This window comes from bacterium, assembly GCA_020444325.1.
GTDB lineage: Bacteria > Bacteroidota > Ignavibacteria > SZUA-365 > SZUA-365 > BM516.
This window is the reverse complement of the sequence record JAHLLD010000011.1, coordinates 88,986-113,146: the sequence shown is the minus strand read 5'-3', so window position 1 is coordinate 113,146 and position 24,161 is coordinate 88,986. Positions and strand designations below refer to the sequence as shown.

The 24,161-nt window shown below is 55.5% G+C and carries 17 protein-coding genes; 12 read left to right on the top strand and 5 right to left on the bottom strand.

Translation table 11 applies throughout. The features are described from left to right. The first annotated feature begins 3 nt into the window (after positions 1–3). A complete protein-coding gene (locus KQI65_13995) occupies positions 4–984 on the top strand; it encodes a T9SS type A sorting domain-containing protein (protein MCB2205852.1) in 981 nt (326 codons plus the stop codon). A 65-nt stretch (positions 985–1,049) separates the two neighbouring features. Further along, positions 1,050–1,529: a DUF1648 domain-containing protein gene (locus tag KQI65_13990; GenBank protein MCB2205851.1), complete on the top strand. Its 480-nt coding sequence runs from the start codon at positions 1,050–1,052 to the stop codon at positions 1,527–1,529. An 18-nt stretch (positions 1,530–1,547) separates the two neighbouring features. Here the strand turns inward: KQI65_13990 and KQI65_13985 are convergent, their stop codons facing one another. Continuing rightward, the gene (locus tag KQI65_13985; GenBank protein ID MCB2205850.1) at positions 1,548–2,345 is read right to left on the bottom strand and encodes a hypothetical protein; all 798 of its coding nucleotides are present in this window, start codon (positions 2,343–2,345) and stop codon (positions 1,548–1,550) included. 244 nt (positions 2,346–2,589) lie between these two features. On the opposite strand from KQI65_13985, the gene KQI65_13980 reads away from it, so the two are divergent. Continuing rightward, positions 2,590–4,077, top strand: coding sequence for a tetratricopeptide repeat protein (locus KQI65_13980; protein MCB2205849.1), 1,488 nt, complete (start codon positions 2,590–2,592; stop codon positions 4,075–4,077). Between the two features lie 76 nt (positions 4,078–4,153). On the opposite strand, the gene KQI65_13975 is transcribed toward KQI65_13980, so the two are convergent. Both KQI65_13975 and KQI65_13970 read right to left on the bottom strand, forming a co-directional pair. Then, a complete protein-coding gene (locus KQI65_13975; protein MCB2205848.1) occupies positions 4,154–6,340 on the bottom strand; it encodes a KamA family protein in 2,187 nt (728 codons plus the stop codon). 153 nt (positions 6,341–6,493) lie between these two features. Beyond that, entirely contained in the window at positions 6,494–6,916 is a 423-nt protein-coding gene (locus KQI65_13970) for an OsmC family protein (GenBank protein ID MCB2205847.1), read from the bottom strand. A gap of 225 nt (positions 6,917–7,141) precedes the next feature. Here KQI65_13970 and KQI65_13965 point away from each other — a divergent pair, with 225 nt between their 5' ends. Continuing rightward, positions 7,142–7,864 carry a DUF4386 domain-containing protein gene (locus KQI65_13965; protein ID MCB2205846.1) on the top strand — a complete coding sequence of 241 codons (723 nt, stop codon included), beginning with the start codon at positions 7,142–7,144 and terminating at the stop codon, positions 7,862–7,864. Here KQI65_13965 and KQI65_13960 read toward each other — a convergent pair whose 3' ends face one another. Beyond that, on the bottom strand, positions 7,865–8,263 hold the full coding sequence (locus KQI65_13960) for a hypothetical protein (GenBank protein MCB2205845.1): 399 nt from the start codon (positions 8,261–8,263) through the stop codon (positions 7,865–7,867). It lies immediately after the preceding gene. A gap of 179 nt (positions 8,264–8,442) precedes the next feature. Between KQI65_13960 and KQI65_13955 the strand changes: the two genes are divergently transcribed. From KQI65_13955 to KQI65_13920, 8 genes are all read left to right on the top strand, one after another. Next, positions 8,443–10,623, top strand: coding sequence for a hypothetical protein (locus KQI65_13955; GenBank protein MCB2205844.1), 2,181 nt, complete (start codon positions 8,443–8,445; stop codon positions 10,621–10,623). Positions 10,624–10,668: 45 nt separating this feature from the next. Then, positions 10,669–14,595: a hypothetical protein gene (locus KQI65_13950; GenBank protein MCB2205843.1), complete on the top strand. Its 3,927-nt coding sequence runs from the start codon at positions 10,669–10,671 to the stop codon at positions 14,593–14,595. 68 nt (positions 14,596–14,663) lie between these two features. Next, the gene (locus KQI65_13945) at positions 14,664–15,644 is read left to right on the top strand and encodes an NAD(P)-dependent alcohol dehydrogenase (protein MCB2205842.1); all 981 of its coding nucleotides are present in this window, start codon (positions 14,664–14,666) and stop codon (positions 15,642–15,644) included. Then, positions 15,641–19,354 carry a T9SS type A sorting domain-containing protein gene (locus KQI65_13940; protein ID MCB2205841.1) on the top strand — a complete coding sequence of 1,238 codons (3,714 nt, stop codon included), beginning with the start codon at positions 15,641–15,643 and terminating at the stop codon, positions 19,352–19,354. Before KQI65_13945 ends, KQI65_13940 begins: the two co-directional genes overlap by 4 nt. 118 nt (positions 19,355–19,472) lie before the next feature. Further along, the gene (locus KQI65_13935) at positions 19,473–20,039 is read left to right on the top strand and encodes a Crp/Fnr family transcriptional regulator (GenBank protein MCB2205840.1); all 567 of its coding nucleotides are present in this window, start codon (positions 19,473–19,475) and stop codon (positions 20,037–20,039) included. A 110-nt stretch (positions 20,040–20,149) separates the two neighbouring features. Further along, entirely contained in the window at positions 20,150–20,863 is a 714-nt protein-coding gene (locus tag KQI65_13930; protein ID MCB2205839.1) for a porin family protein, read from the top strand. 5 nt (positions 20,864–20,868) lie between these two features. Then, positions 20,869–21,453, top strand: coding sequence for an SRPBCC domain-containing protein (locus KQI65_13925; GenBank protein MCB2205838.1), 585 nt, complete (start codon positions 20,869–20,871; stop codon positions 21,451–21,453). Further along, complete coding sequence (locus tag KQI65_13920) at positions 21,450–22,184, top strand: SDR family NAD(P)-dependent oxidoreductase (GenBank protein MCB2205837.1); 735 nt, start codon at positions 21,450–21,452, stop codon at positions 22,182–22,184. Before KQI65_13925 ends, KQI65_13920 begins: the two co-directional genes overlap by 4 nt. Positions 22,185–22,269: 85 nt before the next feature. On the opposite strand, the gene KQI65_13915 is transcribed toward KQI65_13920, so the two are convergent. Beyond that, complete coding sequence (locus tag KQI65_13915) at positions 22,270–24,024, bottom strand: hypothetical protein (GenBank protein MCB2205836.1); 1,755 nt, start codon at positions 24,022–24,024, stop codon at positions 22,270–22,272. Between the last annotated feature and the right edge of the window lie 137 nt (positions 24,025–24,161).

Here is a 24,161-nt window from a genome sequence, read left to right as displayed (position 1 = left end):
CCAATGAGCACACGGTCACTGACTCTGCTTCTTGTATTTATTCCCTGCATGCTGAGCGCACAGGGCGTGCTCTACCAGGAGGAGTTTACCGGTGGGACGGCAGACAATGCCTGGTTCGCCGGATTCAACGGGAACACGATGGAAGTGGCCAACTGGCCGGGAAATCCGAGCGGAGACGGCTGGGTGGGGAGTCTGGGAAATCACTTCTCCGGTGGCAATGTAGGGGAGAGCCATTCCGGCGATCCGGAAATGGCGAATTATTACTACGAAGCCCATGTCTACATTCCCGTGGATGAGGCCGTGTATTACGGACTCGAATTTCGTGTTGATACGGCGGGACTCTCGTCCGGCTACCAGTTCGTCGCGCGATTTCGTCCCGGCGGCATGGTCAGTGAACGGCTGCGCTTCAGAGTGCGTCCCCCGGATAACCCCGGCATGCCGACGGTGATCCGCGACTGGGAAGCGGATGATATTCCGGGCGGAATTCCACAGGAAAGCGGCTGGCATCTCATGGCGGTGCTCTGTCAGAACCACAGCTTCACCTTCTGGTTCGACGGACAGGAACTGCCTGGTTGTCCGGTCAATGATTTCAGCATTCTCAAAGGTGCCATCGGTGCCTACATATGGGATACAAGTACACCGACATACCTGCTGCACATCGATGACATCAATGTCAGTACCGAAGTCACCTCAGTCTCGTATGACGGTGCGGCGCATGTCCGCACGCCCGTGCTGCATCAGAACTACCCGAACCCCGTCTCCCGCGGCACGAATATCAGTTTTGACCTGCCTGAGCGCATGTACGTGCGTCTCTCCGTTTATTCACTGCAGGGGCGCAAGGTTGCCGATATCACCGAGGGCATGCAGGATGCAGGTGCGCATACAGCGGCATGGAATGCCACCGGCCTTCCGGCGGGCAGCTACATGATCCGGCTGCACACGCCACAGGGTGTGCAATCGCGGCAATGCGTCGTGCTTCGGTAAAGAGACAATGCTCCGGAACGGGGGGGGGGAATGGAAAATCAACAATGCTTGCGTAGATTGCGGCCATGAGAACCATGGTCATATTGCTTATCCTGGCAGCCATGCTCGGTATCTGGTACTACCCCAGCCTGCCTGAGGAAGTCGCCTCACATTTCGGCAGTGAGGGGGAGGCAAACGGCTGGATGTCACGCGATGGCTTCATGGTCCTGTACGGCTTCCTGTTCCTCTTCCTTGCCGGAACGTTTGCCGGGAGTGCCTGGCTGATGAAGGTGCTGCCAGACAGCATGATCAATCTTCCGCGAAAGAAATACTGGCTCGCCCCCGAACGCAGGGCGGAAAGTATTGCCTATCTCCACAACAGCATGATGCGCATGGGGAATGCAACACTGCTTTTCATGTTACTCATGATGTTCGATACCTTTGAAGCCAACCTGCTTCCCTCACCCCGGCTCAGTCCGTTGTTCTGGCCTGTTCTTATCGGCTATTTCCTCTACCTGGGCTGGCTGATCTGGAGCATGTTCAGGCGGTTTCAGCGGAAGTCCTGACACACAGCATCCACGCGATTACGGGGACTCCAACTCCACAGTTTCCGGCAGTGCCTGGCGTGTGAACTGTCCCTCCGGAAACGCCGGCTCCCTGTCAATTTCCACGAATGCTGCAGACGTAAACTGCATTTGTTCTTTTCCATCGATGAGGAAATGGAGTTCTTCGTGGATTGAAACAGGCATTGCATCGCTGTTGCGGAAAATCAGCTCGACTTCACCCCCGGTAACGGGAGGCTTGCTGCCAACCTTGAGCAGGAGGCGTTTCGCTGGAGCATTCTCCCATTTCGTATCCTCCAGTCTCATGCCCTCAATCGTTCCACTCTGACGAATTCGCTTCGTCAGTCGTGACCCGTTCAGCATACCGATACGGACGCGGCTTGCGAAGCTGCGGTCCAACCACTGCACGGGTGCATCAGAAGAATCCCGCACGGTCATTTTCTTCGTCGAAGGATCGCCTGAATACACTCGAACGCCGTCATAAAGGATGTGGTATCCTCCGGCATTGCGTGCAAACAACTTGTAGCCGTACGGATTTTCCGTATCCCGCCGGAGCAGCACCGTGTAGATATTGTGCGTCGTGTCTTTGCTCGTGGTCGATTTGAAGCTGTGCAGCACATTGTAACGTATATCGCCGATCGCATCGAGCGTCACGTCGCAGCGCTGCAGAAGGGCACTGATTTCCGGTGTGATGTCGCTGAACGCGGGTTCCTGCACTGCGGGAGCTTCCTGCTGTCCGCAACCGACGAAGCTGATGAATGCGACAATACTGAGGAGCGAGGGGAGGATATGCATGCGATTCCCATTCGTTGAGGTCATGTACCTCAATATACGGAAGCGCAGGCAGACCGCATGAGAAGGATTACTCGGAATGCGCAAGGATTACTCGGAATGCGCAAGGATTACTCGGAATGCGCAGAGAAAACGGCAAAAGCAGAGCATATAGTCATTTGAAATTCCATTCGCTTTGTGCCATCTTCCTGTTGTCCATCACACTACAACCATGATCTCCGAACGCCGCTGCAAGACGGGGCGGGTTACCATCATTTTACTGGAGCGAATTATGAAACGACATAGTATTGCTTACAGCATGGGTGCCGCACTGGTGCTCCTGATGCTCGTGGGTGGCTGCGGTCAGAACGCTGCGGACGAAGGCAGCATTCCCATCACTACCGAATCCGACGAGGCACATGCGTATTTCATTCAGGGCAGAACAGCTCTGGATGTAGGCCGCACTGAAGATGCCCGTGAATTACTGGACAAAGCGATCGAAGCGGATCCGACGCTCGCCATAGCCTATTTCTATCGTGCCCGGGTCGCGCGCACTCCGGCGGAATGGAAAAAATTCACGGATCTGGCCAAGGAACACTCGACGAACGCGAGTAACGGTGAGAAGCTCATGATCGGGATGATCCCGTATTTCGTCTCGGATGACAGGGAAGCGGTACTCGAACAGGCGAAGGAACTGGAAAAGGCCTACCCGGAAAGTCCCAGGGCCGCGATGGAAGTTGCCTATGCGCTCGGGGGCATGAAGCAGACGGAGGCGCGGCGGGAGAAACTGCAGTCCATCACCGAAAAATTTCCCGAATTTGCGAGTGCCTACCGGCAACTCGCAAACAGCTACACGTTTGACGATCCCACGGATTATTCAGCGGCAGAGAAAGCTGCGAAGAAGTACGTGCAGCTGGTTCCCAACGAGGCGGACTCCCATATTCTGCTCGGGGATGTCTATCGCGCGCAGGTGGAACTTACCAAGGCGCGGGACGCCTATCAGAAAGCCGTGGAGGTGGACCCGGATCAGCCTGTTGCCTATGCCAAGCTGGGACATGCCAACACCTTCCTCGGCGATTTCGATCAGGCGCGGGCGGATTTCCAGGCTGCGATGAAGCATGCCGAGGGGGGAATGAAGGCGAGTGGAGCGAATTTCGGCGTGTACACGTACGTGTACGCGGGTGACCTCCCTTCCGCACTCAATGCGAACGCTGCGGTGATGCAGAATCTCCAGACGATGATCCCGGATGAGGATCAGCAGAAACAGGCGATGGCACGATGCCTGGAAGATCGCGTCAAACTCGCATGTGAAGCCGGCGCGTTCGACATTGCGCACGACGCCTTCGCTGAACATGCCCGGCTTGAGCGGGAAATTACATCTTCGGTGGACATTGAAGATTTCAGCAGCAGCGTCGAATCGTCACTCTCAATTCTCCAGGGTTGGATTGCCGCGAAGGAAGGAAAATATGATGAGGCGATGGCACATGCCGATGCTGCAGCCGAGCATCTCGCCAGCAGCAAGAATCCGAACAAACTCGATGCGACCTATCTACTCAAAGGCTATATCGCCCTGCAGAAAGGCGATACGCAGGAGGCACTGGATTATCTTGGAAAGTCTGACCAGGACTGGTTCGAGGTGAAATTCTTCACCGCCAGAGCGGAGGAAGCACTGGGGAATACCGACAGGGCGATGGAGCTCTACAAAGAGGTGGCAGACTGGAACTTCAACAGTCTGGATTATGCTGTTATCCGCAATGAAGCGCGAGCGAAGCTCGGTTAGCATTACGGTACATGATGTGTATGAAAAGGCCGGTCAGTGTGACCGGCCTTTCTGATTTCCCGGGTTGGTGCAGTCGTTACACTTCCAGATTTGAGTACTCTTCGGAAATCGCGAAGTCGAATTCCGGATACTCGAAAATATTCATGCGTGGTTCCGTTTCACCGATGGAGTATCCGAACAAATCGGCGTATTCGTCCCTGTCCTCACCAATGTCCGCCAGCTGCTGCAGGTATTCGCTGATGGATTTCGATTCGATGATGATGACTTTTCCCATTTTGTGAATGATGGGACTATGATTTCGTGTCGCGTCGTGGTCGAAGGCCAGGATGCGGCGGCCATACCGTGTAATGCCGATAACGCGGTAGGTGAGACTTTTTCCGACACCGGGGAGGTTGAGCACGTTGCGATCCGTTGCGAGGAAGGGGAGTCCGGCTTCCCGCCGCAGGGCGTCAATATTCTCCGTCATATGCATGCCGTCATCCGCGAAACTGCGGACGCGATCATGATAAGTTTCCGGAATCACACCGAGGCGTTTTTCCTCGAGTTCCTCCTGCACGGCACGCGCATTCGGGGCGAAATTGAAATTGTTTTCCATGTACCCCTTCACCGTGAAAGTGTAGTAGGTGAGCACACCGATATCGTTGAGCGCTTCCCGCAGTCGCGCGGTGTGTCCCCTTCGTGATGCGGCTGCGGTAAAGACCAGCTGATTCGTGACCACCCAGCCGGCGTCGAGCAATCGGCGGACGGCCTCCCGTGTTTCCGGCGTGATCTCCATGGGCGATTCGATGTGGGTCTGCACGACGAACTGCCGCACACCAATGGCAGCGGCTTTCTCACGAAACGCTGCCAGCATTGCAGTCAGCTCGGGTGTGATGCGCTGGGGGAGATAGGCAGGCAGGCGCGAGCCAAGGCGTACGCGCAGGAGCTCGGCGTATTTTTCTCCGTCGGGACGTTCCTTGTTTGCTTCGCGCTTGCGCAGCGCCATATCGTAAATGCTGTCGAGGATGTGCCCCAGAGAGCGGTCGGTGCTCATCAGTGCATCGCCGCCGGTAATCAGGATGTCGCGCAGCTGCGTGTCGTTTTCGAAATAGTCCATCAGCCGCTTCAGGCGCTCGGACCAGGTTTCGTCGGGACGCAGACGGTCGAGATTGAAGTTCAGATGTCCGCTCTGGAAATCGTACATGCGCTGACAGGATGAACAGAGTCCCCCGCATGCGCGTCCCACCGTATCAGGAATCAGAATCGCGACCTCGGGGTAGCGGCGATGCACATTCTTCTCCGACGGCAGGAGCCAGCCCGCAGCGTTGGGCTCACCCGGACGCACTTTGTCTTCCTTCTCCCATGCCACGATATGCCCGAACTCGTCGACCAGCTGCTGGCTGTACACGACATAGTGCCGGATGGCGAGATCGGCGCCGATGGCGAAGTACGGCACCCGCACGTGGAGAAGGGAGAGGTAATACGGGTTGACGAAAAAGGGAATGCCCTGTTCCTCCGCGGCGTGGAGGATTTTCATGGTATCTGGGTCGAGGGATTCTCCGAGCATGCGGTTGAGCAGGTCAGGAGAGCGGACGGCGAAATGTAGATGGAAGGTATGCTCGTTCCACCAGCGCAGCATCTGAAGGAATTTCTGTTCCCGTGACATCCCTTCGGTGAACTTGTATTTGTTGCTCGACATCTCCCCGCTGTCAATCAGGTCGATCAGCAGGTTGATGATGCGCTCGCGGTTCTCCTCGCGCAGCTTGATGATGCGGGGGTCCGTTCCCGTGGGATAGCGGTCCATCCACGTCCGTACCTGTTCATCGTCGGGCGGATGCACCGTGGTCGCACCGGTCAGCTGCCGGAACAGCTGCAGCATGTCCTCAAAGAAGTAGGGTTTGGCTCCGCCCGTACCCTTGTTGACCGCAAGCCAGAGCAGTTTGATGGGATTACTGACCGCGATCTCTCCTCGGAGATTGTGGTCCGGGAATTCTCGTCCCGCATTGTCGATATAATCGAGCAGCCGAATCGCCGCGTAGTCTTTCCACTGCAGCCGTTCGAACAGCTCGCGTCCCGCGTGCTCCTGCGAATAATAGGCGTATGCATCGGGATTTTTACGCAACTCCTCCAGCACCCATTGCTGCACACCCACCAGCGCTTCCGTCTCATTTTTCGAGTTGCGCATGATTTCTTCCAGGACGGGATTTTCCTGGAGAAGCTGTTTGAGCAAACGGTGGGATTTTACCGTGATGGCGATTTTATCGAGTTTGTGCGCTTCCTTCATCGCTTCTGCCTCGCTCTGCGTCATGTCATGGTTTCCCATAGCATAAGGAAGCACAGAAAGAAATGCCAGTATTGAGAAGAAGGAAGGGAGGAGGGGAGGGGAAAAAGTGTTGGACCATGCCGCGTGTGCAGCATGGTCCAACCCGAAAATCAATCAGCCGAGTTTGGCCGTGAAGGTGATCTCCGCGGTCAGAGCGCGACTGACGGGGCAGCCGGCCTTGGCCTTGCCGGCACAGTCCTGCAGGGCGGCTTCAGTCAGGCCTTCCGCCTTCACCACGGTATCGAGATGAATTTTTGTGATGGTGAAACCGGCATCGGTCTTTTCAAAATCCATGGTAGCCTTGGTCTCAACGCTTTGCGGCGGGAAGCCGTCGCCGTCGAGAATGTTGGCGAGTGCCATCGAGAAGCAGCCCGAATGCGCGGCGGCGATCAGTTCTTCCGGATTGGTACCGGGTTCGTCGGCAAAACGCTTGCCGAAATCATAGGCGATGTCTGTCAGGACGCCGCTGCCTGTTGTCATGGTTCCCTTGCCGTCCTTAAGTGCTCCCTGCCACTGGGCTGATGCAAAACGCTGCATGAGTAATTCCTCGTAATGATATGAAAAAAGTGAGATGCGTTTGTAAGGCTCTGGTGGAAATGCCGCCGACGGCGTTTCCTATCCCATATATGCACAACGCAAAACGGTGGCCGGAAGTTCTGCATTCCCGCCTCCGAAATAAAAATATCTCGTTGTGTCGCCGACTTGCGATGAAAGCTGTTCCGTGGTAGATTTTGAACTGTCATCCCCCATTCGAGGAGCATCATGAGCAGTCAATTTCACGACGCGTCACCGAAATCGCTTGCCCGTACAGCGGGAGTGCTGTACCTGATCATCATCGTGTTCGCCGGTTTCAGTGAGGGTGCGATGCGGGCTGGATTGATTGTTCCTGGTGATGGCGCAGCTACAGTGGAGAACATCGGAGGCGCGCTGTCATTCTATCGCCTTGGCATCGTTACCGATCTGATTGCCTTCATCAGCGATGCGGTGGTTTCGGTACTCTTCTACGTCCTGCTGCGTCCCGTCCATCGTTCGCTGGCCCTCGTGGCAGCGTCGCTGCGGCTGCTGGCGCATCCGGCCATTGCCGCGGTGAACCTGCTGAACGAGCTGATCGTTCTGCCGCTTCTGGGCAGCGCCACGGCGGCCGGCAGTTTCGACGCAGTCCAGTTGCAGACGCTGGTCATGGTGTTTCTTGACGCGCATCATTTCGGTTATCTCATCGCGGGGGCGTTCTTCGGTGTGCATTGCCTGCTGCTCGGATATCTTCTGGTAAAGTCCGACCGTTTCCCTGCCTGGTTGGGCTATCTGCTGGCTCTCGCTGCGCTGGGGTACCTGGCGGAAAGCTTCGGGACGATACTGCTTCCGCAATTCGAGGAGGTATTTGCATGGGTTGTTGCTCCTCCTGCTGTCGTCGCCGAACTGTCGCTCTGCCTGTATCTGCTCATCAAAGGCGTGCGGAGCGAAGCGGCTGCGGCGCCTGCAGGATGATCATTTCGCTTTCTGTGCTGGAGCCATTTTCGTGAGTATCAGTACGGCGATGAGTACTTCAAGCAGACTGAGGGGGATGGCGTAGGTCAGGATTCCCATGGGGAGCACCTGCATGTTGCCGATCACCAGCCACATGAGCACGAAGCCCACGAGCCATCCGAGCATGAAGGTCTGGAAGAAGGAGAACTTCCTTGATATCCAGAACAATGCTCCGGCAAACACCAGGCTCCACACCAGCCAGAGCATGCCGTTGACCGGATCCGAGGGCCATGTGAGGCCGAGCGATGCGTAGTGCTCGGTCCAGTATGATTTGAACAGCAGCTCGTTGCGCACGAACTCCGATAGCGTGATCCAGAGTCCCGCAACAATCACGGCAAGCGCCGCTTTCCCGTTTTTCATCGTTGTCTCCTCAGCGTGATGAGATATTTGGTAAGCGAGATGAGATGTCTGACAGTTCGTTTTGCGAAAATAACCTGCGCATTGCTGACGGCGCAAGCGCGGGTTGAACATGGAATAGCATATCTCTATATTCGGACAGAGATAACGTATTTGTTCGCTGTCCGAAACGGGGGGAATCCATGCGTCTGTTTTTATTGCTGCTGCTTGTGTCGGGTCAGCTCTGGGCCCAGTCATTGCACAGAACGGCGACATCACCGTTGCGTCCCTTCGCACTCGAGTTCGTGGGTGGTCCCACCGGCGAACAGATTGTATCGGTCACAGGATTCGAAAACGGTACCCTGTTTGCAGGTACTGTGGGACACGGGGTCCTGAAATCGACCAACGGGGGTGCAAGCTGGGAAAAGACAGGACTGCAGTCCGGCGACATAGCCTTTCTCTATGCCACTCCGGCAAACAGTCTGATCGCATTCAGCTACACTGGATATATTTCGTGGCGAAGTATCTGGATCTCCCGCGATGGGGGGATGCAATGGGAACAGCAGAAGGAGGAAATGGATATGCCTTACGGCTGGTCGGTAGTACACAGAACCGGGAGTGCCATCTTCAGTGAGGGTGGCGGGGGACTGCATCGCAGTGACGATAATGGCAGAACATGGACGGTGTTGCGCGACTCTGCGTTCGACAAGTGCTGCTCGGGAGATTATCTGCTGGAGTTTTTCCCTGACGGCAATGCACTGGCATGCAATTACCGCACCCTCTACCGAAGTGCGGACAATGGTAAGAACTGGGACAAGATACAACCCGGGATCACCGCCTTTACCTCGATGTTTCATGATGGACTCGGCAATGTCGTTATGGCTGCGAGGGATACCGCTGCAGAATTCGGTGCCCCAAGCTCACTGTATCGCGTCTCCCCGGAGGGTGCCGTGCTCGAGAAGCTCGGTCCGGCACCCATGGTTGACGGTCCTACCTCAACGATCGTGCTGTCTGATGGACTTCTTCTGGCGGGACACAACGAAAAGGCCGAAGGAATCTTTCGCTCCACCGATGCAGGACGCACGTGGGTTGATACCCTGATGGCGGGCACGCGCATTGCGGATTTCCATCTGGGTGTGGATGGGAGCATTTTCGCAGCAACGGCGGCAGGACTCTACCGTTCCCGTGACAACGGGACGAGCTGGAAGCTCTGTTCCATGACCACAGCGCCCCGCACAATAACCGCGATTGAAACGGACAGTCTTGGGACGCTGTATGCCGGGACCATGTTCGGCGGACTGTATGCTTCAACGGATGACGGCGGCAGCTGGGAAGTGCTGACGTCCATTCCTTCCACCGTGCAGTACTGTCACTCCGCTCGGGCGGGACAGGTATTGATCTGGACGGAAGTACCGAATTCGATGACAATATATACTCTGTCGGGACCATTGATGGATGAGCGATGGGGCTGGAGCTATGACGCTGAGCTGACGCTTGATGGTGGAAGCAGCTGGACACGTCCCACCAGAGAACATCTTTCCGCCACACGGGTCGCTACCCATGGCCGATTCAATGTGTATTCGAATAGCACGGAGAATAATTACTCGACGGATGGTGGGATTACCTGGCAAACTGACGCGATGTACGCGAGCGCGAAGGACATCACGTACCATTTCAAGGGCATGTATGTGCTTCGCAGGGACTCCCTGCTGTATCGCGCGCATGGGGCGGATAGTTGGGAGCTGTTTGCCGAGTTTGACTGGCCGGGATCTGTTGTTAGCGTCGAGGGCAACCTGCTTGTCACAGATAGTGATGGGATGCACAGGCTGGAGTATCCTGGACGGGAGTGGAGCACGGTTATTTCCGGACTCACATCGCGTGAATATGAGCATGCTGTATCGGATTGGTTTGGAGCCGTTGCGATGACAGGCGGGCGGGGGCCGCTGTTGCTTTCAACGAACCTCGGCAGCACCTGGACGCGCATCGGGGTGGAACAGTCCGGCCTGTTGCAGGAGGTGTATACCAGTGTGTTCGACAGGGAAGGGAGACTTCTTGTTGGGACCTCTGCCGGACTGTACCGCAGCGATGCCACCCTTGCGGCAAGTTATTTCCCCATGTCCTTTACATTGCGTCCGCCCTTTCCCAATCCGGCGTCGAACTACGCGATTATACCATTCAAACTGGATGAGCCCGGTCACGTGCGTCTCACACTCCACGACACCTCGGGGAAAGAAATGTACGTGCTGCTCGATGGTGATCGCATACGGGGAGATCATCAGGCAACGCTCTACACATACATGTCAAGAATCAGGCTGCACGGGCTGTATTTCATCTCATTGTCCGCACACGGTCGCGTACAGACACAACCGATAGTATTCCAATAAAACTATGTGCCCATTGGCGCATGCTCTATACTGATGGAGGGTCCCATGCGAATTTTCACAATGCTGCTTATCAGCTCTTGTTTTACAGCTGCATGCCTGACAGGACATGTCAACGCGCAGCAGGCGGCAGGGAATGCTGCAATCTCGCTGCAATCACAGATCTCCTTCCCGATCGATACACTCACTGCGCCGCGCTACGCGATGGAGAGGGAGACGGACATCGTCGGGACTGCGTTCACACACAACTACTCGCGTTGGCTCGATACGCTGGGACATCGCTGGTTTGGTTTTTTCGGGGATGAAGCATCTTCACCGATGGATGGCTGGTATCGCACGGATGTGGACGGACTGTATTTCCTACGCGACAGTGCAGGGGCGCGGCGCACAGCGCTGCAGCTGCTTCCTGCCAGCTGGAATGTGGGTGACACGATACCGTCCGGGTGGATTCGCGATACCGGCAGCGTCGACTGCAACGGCGTGCTGCGTTCATCCGTTACCCTGCAGCGCAGCAGCAGCGAGGAATGGGTGCTGGTCGACGGCATAGGCATTCTCGAGGTACGATCCTTCGGTCGGTACTATCAGCTTCTGGAAACGACCGGATACCTGCATCCACTGCTCGCTGTAAATCCTCGCGAGTGGGAGGTCCCGATAGGCTCAGGGGACATCCTGGTGCATAGGATGCGTAAAAAATACTCTTACTGGAGCCTGAATATCCTGCAGTGCGCGGATTCAGGGACGGCATTATGGGCGAACAGTGGCCGCTTTTATCTACTCTTCCCGAATTCAGCGTCCTCTCAGTCTGAATGGTACCTGGCCCTCAATGAGCGGAATGTGCTGAGTACGTTTGACACCCAGAGACGAAATCAACCGCTGGAACTCTATCCCGCATACATTCCCACCACTCCCGAGGTCATGCTTAACAATGTCATCTGGCAGGTACCGCGCGTATTCGATACGATCGTACTCGGTGAACAGTGCCGCGCCTATGTGCTGCAGCGTGCGGATCAGTACCGGGTCATCACCAATCTTTTCGGTGATACATACTGGACATCCAGTGACGGCGTCTGCCTTCTGAGTTCCGCACGCATTCGAGGCGTGAATTACAATCGGGATACGCGGGCACACAGCTATTTCAATTTCTGCGTTGGGAACCGTTATCAGTACGATCATTCGGAACAATACGTGCAGGACAGGACTGTGTGGACCGTGGTAACGCATGATACGACCATAGCCGGGAAAACCTGGTATGCGCTCGAAGGTGAAGGTCCGCTCACAGGCTGGTTCCGTGAAGACGGAAGCGATGTGTACAGCTATGATACCTCCACCGACCGGGAGGTGCTCGTACTCGCTGGGAACGCGAACATCGGGGATGTCTCCGGGTATGGACTGGTCGTCGATACGCTCACGCGATCTGATGACGGCAGCACGCGCAAGCAGCTCAATACCATTCTGTCATACCATCACTATAGCGGTGCGTCCCAGTTCGTGGAAGGCCTCGGCCTGTTCTCGCGCCATGTCGTGACTTTTGAAGCAGGGACAATTGATTACCAGTTGATCTATGCGGAGATCTGTGGAGCGCGGTGGGGGACAATCTCCGGATCCGGAACGATATCGGGGTCCATGGTCCATGGAGAGATATGGAAGGCGGATACCAGCTGGCGTTACAAGCCGCTCGGGATTTATATCCCTGAAATCATAACGCCCGTCTTCTCGCTGGTCAATGAGAGTGACGACACCGTATATACGCCTGTCGTGGAGATGTCCCTTCAGCGGCATCTTGAGTTCGATGACAGCACACACTTCCGGATTTTCCGGCCTGCCGCGATTCTCGCACCCCATGACTCCCTCCATATCCCATTGCATCTGTTCGTGCAACCAGACGTGAGCGGGAGAAAGCTCGAGATTGCGGAGGAGGCGCATTTTTTCATTCAGTGGGCGCAGGGTCCGGGGCGAACGGCGTATTCAACTGAGGGACATGCCCCCGCCCTGCTCATCGGGGACTGTCCGGAAGGCAGTGACGCACCACACTTTGTCGGGATCGATATCGTCACAATCGATACGCTGACACTGTATCCGTTCCCGGATCATGAAACGAAGACGGAAACCGATGTGCTGTGCCGTATCTATTCGAAAACTGCTGACCCGATCAATCTCGTCGATGTCAGTCTGCACATCGAAGGCGCCATGGTACTCAACATTCCGTATACAAGTGAAGTCACGCGACTGACGCCTCTTGATTCCATTCAGGGTGCGACCATCATGCCTGGGGATACGCTGGCCATCCGCTACAGCCTCGGGATTTCCTATCTCGCACTGCATCAGTACGTCAATCTCAGCGCAGATGTCACACGGACAAATGCAGTCGACTGCGGTACACCTACACTGTCTACATTCCGGCGGAAAACAGTCTGGATCGAGAGAGCGCCCGTGAGCATCGCATATGTGGGAGCAGGCAGTTATCGCCGGACCCCCGGACGCCAGGTCCAGGCATTCACCATCATTCCCTTCTGCGACGGTATAGCCATACCGCTCGACTCATCGCAGGTGCTGCTTCATGACAACGGTGAGCGTGTGCACTTCAGTGATTTCGATCCGGCAGTTCTTGAGCAGGAGAGGCACGCTATCCACGCCTACTTCGCCGTTGACGTCACCGAGAGCATCGGGGAGGAAGGATTGGAACGGGTTCGAGAGATCATTCGTGACTGGTATGCACGAATGGACAACAATACGGATTCACTTTCCATATACAGTCTTTCAAATACTTCTGAAAGGCTCTGCTCACTCACGCAGGATGTGTCCACAATCGAAGCCGCACTGCGAAAGCTGCAGGTTCGTCCGGGTAACGCCGTTCCCGTTTCGGCACTGGCTGCGATGGACAATATTCCACCACCCCGGTCCTCAGCCGTGCGATTATTTTTCCTTCTGACCGACAGGTGGTACTCCGCCATGCAGGATGATCTCGATACGCTGAAGGACAAAAGCCGGGAACACAATCTGAGATTGTCCCGCTATCTTCCGGACATGGATACCAGGCTGGATCTCCTCAACAACGCAGAAGCCTACGTGATCGAAAATGCGGGGAACAGTCTCGATGCAACGGAAGTTTCGCATCTCCTGGCGAGCTACAGATGGGATCCCAACCGCTATGAACCGGGTCGGTTGGAGTGGATTGCACCGTGCTGGCAGGGTACGGAGCACACGGTCGATATCCTGCTGAACGACATCTGCGACCGTGATACAACGTACACGGTGCAGTATTCCATGGCAGGAGACAGCCTGACACCGCCGAATGCCGCATACGTTTTCGATTGTCCCGGGGAAGCCCATCCCGGACAGCAGTTGCGTTTGCCGCTGCGATATGAGGGACTCTCGGCAGGACGAAACTACGAGGCGGAATTCAAGGTGCACTACAATACAAGCGTGATGTATTTCGATTCTGTTGATGTACAGGGCGCGGGCATCGAAGTGTGGGAACTGGGTTCTCCGACGATGGGACAGCTTCACCTGGAGGCACGCTTTCGTCCGAATTACAGTACGCATGAACTTGCGCAGCTTTGCTTCACGGTTATTGACGTGCAAGACACGACCGCTGCAGGATTTTCCTTTGATGCGTGGGATCTCAACGCTGCGTGCGATCCTGTTCCTTCCGGAGATTGCGAACTCCGGGTCATACCGAACAGCACGGGGGTCGGAGTCCCGGTGATACCCGGCAGACTGGCGATACACAACGTCTATCCGCAGCCGGCCGATGAACAGTTGCATGTGCGCATTTCAATGAGTCCCGGTGCGGGCTGCAGCTACAGGATGTTCGACGTGCTGGGCAGGGAAGTGCTGGCTGGCAGTATTCCGCCCGGGTCTGTGATGTTGAAAGATCTGTCTCTGCAGCTTCCTTCCGCGCTCGAAACGGGCAGCTACTTCCTGCAATTTCTGCAGGCTGGTATGCATGTCACTGCACGTATTCAGGTCGAGTAGTTGACAGCTTCGGGGATGTGTCGTAGGTTGCTGTGGCAGGCCGTACACACCATTCCCATTGAGTGTTTATGAAAGCTGTCGTTTACGACCGTTATGGCGGTCCGGAAGAACTGCGCGTTGAGGAAGTCCCGACTCCGGTACCGAAGGACGATGAGGTGCTGCTTCGCGTGCATGCTTCGTCGGTGAATTCATGGGACTGGGATCTGCTCTGTGGATCACCGTTCTTCATACGCATGTGGGGATTGACGCGTCCAAAACATCGCATCCTCGGTTTCGATGTCGCGGGTGTCGTTGAAGCCGTGGGCAAGGATGTCATGCAGTTCAGTCCCGGGGATGCGGCGTTCGGGGATCTGACCGACAGGAACTGGGGAGGCTTCGCGGAGTATGTGAATGTTCCTTCCAAGCTGCTTCATCCCAAGCCGTCAGCGCTGAGTTATGAGCAGGCAGCGTCACTCCCGCAGGCGGGACTGCTGGCCTTGCAGGGACTGCGGCAGCACCGGGAAATGCGCGAAGGTGAGCAGCTGCTCATCAACGGGGCAGGTGGAGGTGTGGGTACCTTCGCGGTGCAGATAGCGAAATCCCTTGGGGTTGAAGTGACCGTGGTCGACAGCGCTGAGAAACTCGATATGCTGCGACAGCTCGGTGCGGATCATGTTATCGATTACCGGAAAGAGAATTTTACGGAGAGGGAAAAGCGCTACGACCGCGTGCTGGATGTCATCGCGCAGCATGGACTCGGTGCGTACAGCCGTGTGCTTCGTCCGGGCGGTGTGTATTCCATGGTCGGGGGGCGCACATCCTCGCTGATTTCGGTAGGATTGTTTGGATGGACCCGGCGTTTTTCCGGTGGACGTTTCCTCGGCGTCATGCCGCATGTGCCGAATAAGGGATTGCAGGAACTGACAGATATGGTCGTGGAAGGGAAAGTCACTCCCATCATCGGCAGCCGGTATCCGCTAACACGGTTGTCCGATGCCATGCGTGAAATCGGAGAGGGCAGGGTGATCGGAAAAATCGCGATTGATCATATGCATCCGGAGTCCCCATGAGGTATTTCCCCATACTCATTCTGATCCAGGTTCTTGCCTTTCAGCCGCTCCACGCTCAGCCCACGCAGCCTCCGCGGGAGGTGACCATGTGCTGGGGACAGCCGTGGGAACTGGCCGATACTTCGCAGTGGAGTGAGGTGTACGGGCAGCTCGACGTGATCAAGATTTACATCGGGAATATCGGTGGAGGACGTGTGGATACCGCGCTGCAGCGGGCGTTCGTCAGGACGATGGTCACCCGGGATATTAAATTTGCCGTCGAACTCGGGGGATTGCTGGACTGGTACGCATCGAAGGGATCCGAGTCCGCCGAAGCTTCCTTCCAGCAGGATTACAGCAACGTGTTACCGCTCATTCGAATGATAAAGGACGTTGATCCTTCCCGCAGTATAGACATGCTGGATATGGACGGACCCATCCGGCGTATGCTGTATCCACAGGGCAAGAAGGAAAACTTTCATACACTGACGACAGCGGTTGATGAGCTGGCTGAGGTCGTGCAGCTGTGGCGGGATTCCGTTCCCGGCATCCGTATCAACCTTCTTACCAACTTCCCGAACTGGGCGTGGGGTTCGACGCCGGCGTATTATCTCCTCAATGGCAGCAGTGACGGTTACGGGCAGTACCAGGACGTCCTCGCTGCCATTGCAGCAAAGCCTGGCCTTCAGCTCGATGGACTCACCATAGACAATCCATACGACTATGCCACCGGGAGCGCACAGAGCAATCAGGCCAGTCTTATCAGGGGGGTGGACTGGATGCAGCGCCTTGCGGAACTGGACTCGGCCGCACGCAGCATGGGTATGCGGGTGAATATGATTTTCAACACCAATGGTGCACGCACCGCGCAGCAGTATTCCGAACAGACGCTTGCACTAATCGACCTCTATCATCAGCGTGTTGGACATCCCGACGGCTACTGGGTGCAGTCCTGGTACTCGCTGCCTGACGCCTGGCTGCCTGAGAGTATGCCATACACCATGACGAATCTCACTCGTGAAGTGCTGCGCGGGCTCGCACCACCACCGCCGCCGCAAGCCGGATACTGGGGATTGCGCAATATCGATATGCAGTTGCCTCAGCCTGTGTACGACGCACTGAATCCTCAACATGTGGCATTCGGATTTCAGTGGGATCGTCTCGAAAATCCTGACGATACGTTCAACTGGGCGTACGTGGATAACGCAGTGGATTTTGCTGCGGATATGGGCGCGGATGCCGTGTTGCTACTGACACCGGCATCTTCCTGGGCCAGCAGCGGGGAAGCCCGGGCTCCCGATGATCTTGATCGCAACTTGCCGCTTTCCGCAGCGGTACCGGAACGTGGGTATTCCGAAGCACTGTACGATTACACTTATAAGATTGTCGATCGTGCCGCAAAGCGGAATCCATCCGTGCTGCGCTACCTTCGTTACGGGAATGAGCCGCAGTTTACAGATCACTGGATTACGACTGAACAGACGTACCGGCAGGATGTGGAAGACTATATCCGCTGCCTGCGTACGGCCTACGTCGCCGCTCACAAGGCGGCAGCCGACAACGGCACCGATATCATGGTTTCGCATGGCGGCTTCTATTACTATGCACAACTGGAGCGGGAGTGGTTCGAATACGGGGAGGCGCACGTGTCGGTACAGGATTCACTTCTGGCACTGTACAATTCGCACTACGAGAGATTGTGGCCGAATCCGCTTTCGAACTGGAACGAATTCCGCCGCCACATGCAACGCGGCAGCGGGATGCCTCCGACGTATTGGATGGATGCAATAGCGGGACAGACCCAGTGGCTCGACTGGTTCGACATCCATTATCACTTCAAGCCGCGATACATATTCCACAACATGCATGCGTTTGAGTCCGCTGTGCAGGATTCAGGTGGAACACTCAAGCCCTGGTTCGCAGCTGAAGCGGCGATGCAGATTGAATCCGGTGGGACGACGCAGTTCGACGATCGTTTCCACGCGGGGGACATGGTGCGGAAATGGATAAGTGGTATCATCGCAGGATTGCAGGGCATCTGCACGCCGATTGTCGGTGCGCCACCTGATCGCTTTTTCGGATTGTATTCTGATCGCGGTCAGCGCTACATGTCCGCCGATGCCTATACCTTCGTGCACTCATTGATCCATCCCCGCTCAGCACCTGAGGACTTCTCAGGAAGTGCAACCGCGGTATACCGCTTCCGAGAGAAAAGCATCATTGATGTCGTCTGGATGGATGCCCTGTTCGATACGGACAATTCAACTCAGGGTGCGATACTACCGGTCCCGGTGGAACTCAAGGGGCGTCCCGATGGTCCCCTGGCAATCAAGGTGTACGACATTTTCGGCCAGTTATTGGAAACCCGCTTCGTTCCACTCGATGAGATCAGCATACTGGCGGGACAGGAGCCAAAGTTCGTTGTGTGGGACGTGGAAGAAATTGCTGATACCGGCAGGGTGCTGTTGGAACCTGAAGACGGACGCGTGTATCATGGGGTGCAGACAGTCAGTTTCGGCAACGGAAGCGCGGATCTGGATGGGTACCTGGCTGCGATGGATGAGCGGACGCAGCCCGCGGTGCGTGGCTTCTTCTTCAGCATCCCGGGTACGCGTGGTCCGGCAATGACGCTGCAGGCACTGGAGCGGTTCTACGAGCAGGCCGATTCCATCGGCTTCATTCCCGAGCTGAGCCTGTTCCTGACCGGGGAACATTCTACGGACAGCGTGATCGCCGTGTCGGATACCTACGACGATGTGATCGACAGCATCGTCACGCTGTCGGCGCAGTATGGTCGTGCGATGTTCCTGCGCATCGGCGGGGAATTCAACGGCACCTGGAACGGGTATCATGAGTATCTGTATGTGGACATGTTTCGGAAGATTACGGATATGTTTGCCGCGCGGGGACTCCGGGATTCCATCGCCACCATCTGGTGCTACATGCCTGCTGCACCGGCGAATTTCGATTCCGTCGATGTACGTGGTCCGCTCTGGTATCCCGGCGACGACTATGTCGACTGGTTCGGACTCGATGTGTTTGATTCCGAAAACTTCGATCAGTCCCTCCCCGACAGCGACCGTCGCGGACTCACGACAAAGGGGAAAAGCGAACTCTTCCTCGCCATGGCGCGTGCGAAGAATAAGCCCGTATACATGAGCGAAACTTCGGCGATCAGGCTGGAACTGACCGCGGATCCCGCAGATGGAGCGGCGGACTGGGATGCCTGGTTCGAGAAGTTCTGGGAATTCATCGAAGTGCATCCGGAGATCAAGGGCTTCAGCTACATCAATACCGATTGGCCGGAACATGCGTACCCTGGCTGGTCAGATGCACGCATACAGAGCAGTCCCTACATCGCCGGGAAGTATTTCGAGGAAATGCAGGACCCACGTTACATCCACCTTCCGTGGTCTGCGAGCACGGGCATTGAATGGAAGGCGACACAGTCGCCGCAGCTCAGTCTCCGGCAGAATTATCCCAATCCGTTCAACCCGACAACGACCATAGCATTTTCCATTCCATCAGGACAACAGGCATTGCTGCGCATCTTCGACGCACTGGGCAGGGAAGTGCGCAGGTACGGAGTTCAATCATCCTCTTCTGCTCTGCAGTATGTGGCATGGGATGGGCGTGATGTTGATGGACGCACACTCTCGAGCGGTGTCTATACGTACACACTGGAATCTGATGATGCGGTGGTTTCCCGCAGGATGCTGCTGCTACGCTGAGCGTGGTATGCCGGGCGACGCAGCCTGGTGGTTGTATGGGTTGAGAAGCAGCCGTATTTTTCTGCGTTCCTCAACACATGGACGAGATTGAAGCATGCAGAACTCATGCACGGACGCCATGCGTGACGCCATGCGCAGCGCTGAGGCGATATCGGATGAATGCTGGTCTGACATTCAGCCCCGGCTGCGTGAATGCAGTATTTCGAAACACGGCTATTTTGCAGCCGAGGGTGACAATCCAACCGATCTCGCTTTCATCTGCAAGGGAGTCTACCGTGCATTTTACCGTACCCCTGAGGGAGTGGAATACAACAAGACGTTCTTCCCGGAAGGAACGTTCATGGTCGCACTAACCGCGATGGTTACGGGACAGCCGAACCTAATCAACCTGCAGGCGCTCGAGGATTCAAAGCTGCTTTTGCTCGATTACGCGCAGCTGCTCGCACTGTATGATCGCTGGCCACTGCTCGAGCGCATGGCGCGCCGCATCATCGAGTTCGAGTGGGCGAAAAAGGAGATACGGGAAATACGCCTGGTTACGGATGATGCGACCACCCGATACGAGGTATTCAGGGAGGAGCATCCCGGACTCGAGCAGCGTATCCCGCAATATCACATCGCCTCCTACCTCGGTGTGACACCCATACAGCTGAGTCGTATACGGAAAAAACTCTTTCAATCCTGATGCAGATGGGGAGCACGGTGCATCCATAAACATATGTTAATGTCCCGGGGAAGCGTGAGGGCTAGCTTGCTTGCGTAATCAATCACCTCATGATTTTGAAAGGACGCAGCATGCGACACATATATACACTTCTCCTCGCCCTCGCCATCGTCAGCTCCACCGTGCAGGCGCAATCCCCTACTATCGATCGCAACCAGTGGCAGATCGGACTCACCTTCGGAGAGATTCCCATCCTTGCCGGCAGTTTCAAACCGGGCATCACCGTTGGCTACCATTTCGATGAGCATTTCTATCTTGGTGTCATCATACAGTCTCACGACTACATCCAGCGCGATCAGGAATCCTTCAACGCTGAGAACACCGGGCTCGGAGGACTGCTCTCTTCGAAGGAGCGTACAGGTATGCGGGCGGGAATTGAATTTCGCTATCGTCCGGTGGAATGGAGTCCCTACGTCACCGCCGGCTGGGTATACAACGACATCGATACCGAGGAAATGCGCTTCGGGAACAGTGAGCGCATGATAGGTGAAAACATGTATCCCGGAGCGATCGACATTACGCAGAGTCGTCCTTCGGGACATGGTCCCACCGTCGGCATCGGCTGGCAGTACGATTTCGACAATCGCATCAGTGTAAATACCAACCTTGCGCTTTCATTCTTCACTGCCGTTGCCACGCCGGATATCACGGTTCGGCACGATGCCGAACTTCGCGAGGCGGACCTTGCGTCTCTCAAGCAGCACATGCGCAAAGCATACAAGGACAACCTCCACAACCATTACCACATGTTCAATCTCGGCATTGCCTACAGGATCGCGGAGTAATGATCATGACAAACACAACAACAGGAATCGCATTGATAACAGCCTTCGTCCTGCTGCTCACCATGTTCGTCATGATTGAAGGAAACACGTTCAGGAAGGAAATCCGCACCGACATCGTGATTCGCGCACCGAAACATATCGTCTGGAACATCCTCAGTGATTTTGACAACTACAGCGATTGGAATCCCTATCATGTTCGCGTAGAGCGACTCGCACACCGAGCCAACTCCACGAACATCGAGCAGCATGATCGAATCCAGGTATTCATCCACAAACCCAACGGCGACTCGCTGGATCTCGAAGCGGAGATCACAAGACTCGATCCCGGTCTCGCACTGTACTGGGGTGAAGGACTGCCCGGTATTTTCAGTGGTGAGCATCGCTTCATTCTCGAAGAAATCGACAGCGTCACGACACGCGTTCGGCATGATGAAGATTTCTGGGGACTGGCACTCCCCGTCGTACCCCTCGGCGCTGAATACATAGAACAGGGATACAACGAAATGAACATTGCACTCAAACACATTGCGGAGCAGCAGTTCGCGGAAGCCGAACAGCCCCAGGCTGCAGCGGAAAGGACAGCACGATGAAGCTCACCGGAAACACCATACTGGTCACGGGTGGCAGCCGTGGGATCGGATTTGCCATTGCGAAGCGCTTTCTCGAAAGCGGCAACACCGTCATCATCACGGGCCGCAGTGAGTCCCACCTGGAAGCAGCCACACAAAAACTCCCGGGCGTGCAATCCGTGTGCTGCGACCTCAGGCAGGCTGATGAAATCGAACGACTATTCACCGAGGTCACCAAACGCTGGCCCGCGCTCAATATCCTTGTCAACAATGCAGGCGTGCAGTTCAATTACCAGTTCACCGAGGAGCCGCTTCCGTTCACCCGCGTCGATGATGAGGTCGCGGTGAACCTGCTCGCCCCGATACGTCTGTCGGCATTGTTCCTGTCCACCCTGAGTGTGCAGGATGAAGCAGCCATCATCAACCTCACATCCGCGCTCGCCCTTGCACCAAAGCAGAATGCCGCGGTGTACTGCGCGACAAAGTCCGCCCTGCAGAGCTTCACACAAAGCCTCCGCTACCAGGTGGAGGGTAGTCCGCTTCGCATCGTCGAACTCATGCCTCCGCTCGTGGACACCGACATGACTGCAGGACGTTGTACAGGGAAGGTCACACCATCAGAAGTTGCCGAGGCGCTGATGAAAGGTCTGGAACGGGGAGCTACGGAAATCCTTGTCGGGAAAACGCGCATCCTGAAAACACTGATTCGCATTCTGCCATCGCTCGTGCAGAGTAAAATGCGTGTGTCATGACATTGTCGCGCGAAATTATGCAGAAACTGCATATTCCCGGAGCAAGGAATATGCAGTTTCTGCATAATATCTGGCGTTCTGATGGTTATTGTGCCTGTTCTGTCAAATCGAGTCGGAGAATGGTACCACCATGCCCGGTAAGGAAGACACGATCACGCTCAGGCACGGAGAAATGTGAAACGCCGAAACCAAAAGGCAGGGGAAGGGTAACCCACGAGACTCCTCCATCCATGGAGTGCAGGATTTCACCATTGTAGCACTGGACAAAGATCTCATCGTCACCGAAGAGGGTGAGTCCCTTTCCTTCGTCATCATCCGCGATTTTCTTTTCCTCCCAGTGCGATCCGCTGTCGCTGCTTCGTAGTAGTACGGTGCTCACATTGTATTCCCTCGCGAGGACAATGAGGGTGCCATCTCTCAAAATCCGGGCATCTTCAACCCTGTACTTATCCGGGAGGCTGTTGTGCCTCCAGATGTTTCCGCCATCGGTAGTGGTAAGAATATGCCCGGTTCCTGCGATACATCCATGAAGACGGTCAGCGAAGTGCAAGCCTGTGGTGAAAAATGATACTGGGAGATTCTGTGAATGCCAGGTCGATCCTCCGTCCTCAGAGCGGAAGAGAACACCATCACTCCTCACAATCCACCCATGAAGGGTGTCGGAGAAAAAAACGCGAACTAGTCCTTGTCGTTTTCCTGCCGGGAGGTGCTGGTACTGCCAGGACGCACCACCGTCCGTCGTACGCTGAACGCGTCCCGAGTCCCCGATTATCCAGCCATGTGTGTTGTCGAGAAAGAACATGTTATAGAGAAGAGAATCCTGCTCAGCATTCTGCCGCTCCCAGTGCAATCCTCCGTCAGTCGTGTGGAAGATCCCATCTCCGGCGAGCCAGCCTTCGTCGCGGGAAGTGAAGGAGACAGCATGGGGGATGTTGAATTGAGAGGTATGCATCGGTTCCCATGTCACACCAGTATCAGTGGTATGGAGCATTCTTCCGTCGTGAGCTGCCAAATATCCAGCTGAATTGTCAACGAAGCGGATACAGGTCAGTGCAGACTCTGCGGGGTGTGGACTTTCTTCCCATGTCGCCGCTCGGTCGTTGCTGACCTTCAGAGTATTATTCGACAGAACGAATAGTTTTTCTCCCGCCACTGACGCGATCTGTGTGACCGCAGGAATCCGAGGGACTGTAGATCTCCAATGATGCCCACCGTCTGTACTTATTTCCAATCCATTGATACTTGCTCCGACGTATAATGAATCTGTCGGACAGACCATATCGAAGAATCCTGAACTCGAAATCTGAATGGTGTCGAGGTAGTTCGCTTTGTTGTCGATGTGATGAAGCTGATGGCCATCGATAAGTAAGCCCGAAGTGGGATTGCGGAAGTGCATGATGTCACTGAAGCGGAGATGTTTTTGCGCCCAGTCGCGTCCATTGTTGGAACTCAAGTACAGGAAATAGTAGGTGCGCAGAAGTACAGTATCCTTGCTGATCATATGCACCTGTTTTGGCCAGTCACGCGTGTGTCTGAAAGGTTGTGGACATGGGATTTCAGTCCATGATGCCCCGGCATCGGTAGTTCGAAGCAGGATCCTATGTCCGCATATCCAGCCATGTGTGGAATCGCAGAAGGATAGTCCCCAAAGCGGGAGTGTAGTACGTGAGGGCTGAATTTCCCAATTCTGTCCGGCATTCCGCGTATGCATGATAGTACCATAATCCCCAACCGCCCAGCCGTGCAGGCTGTCGGGAAAGCACATATCGCGAATGGTGTTGCCCTGTGGCTCAGGATTCAGCCATGTCGCGGTGACGGAGACTCCTGTTGAATCCGTCACAGTACAACTGAGGCCTTGTGCCTGCACCGAAGCAGGGAGCAAGATTATCAGCAATACTGGAACGATAACTTTGTGCATGCTTCCCCCCGGGGAATGATAAAAAACTATCCGATGAGTTTGTCTGGTACCTATGCAAT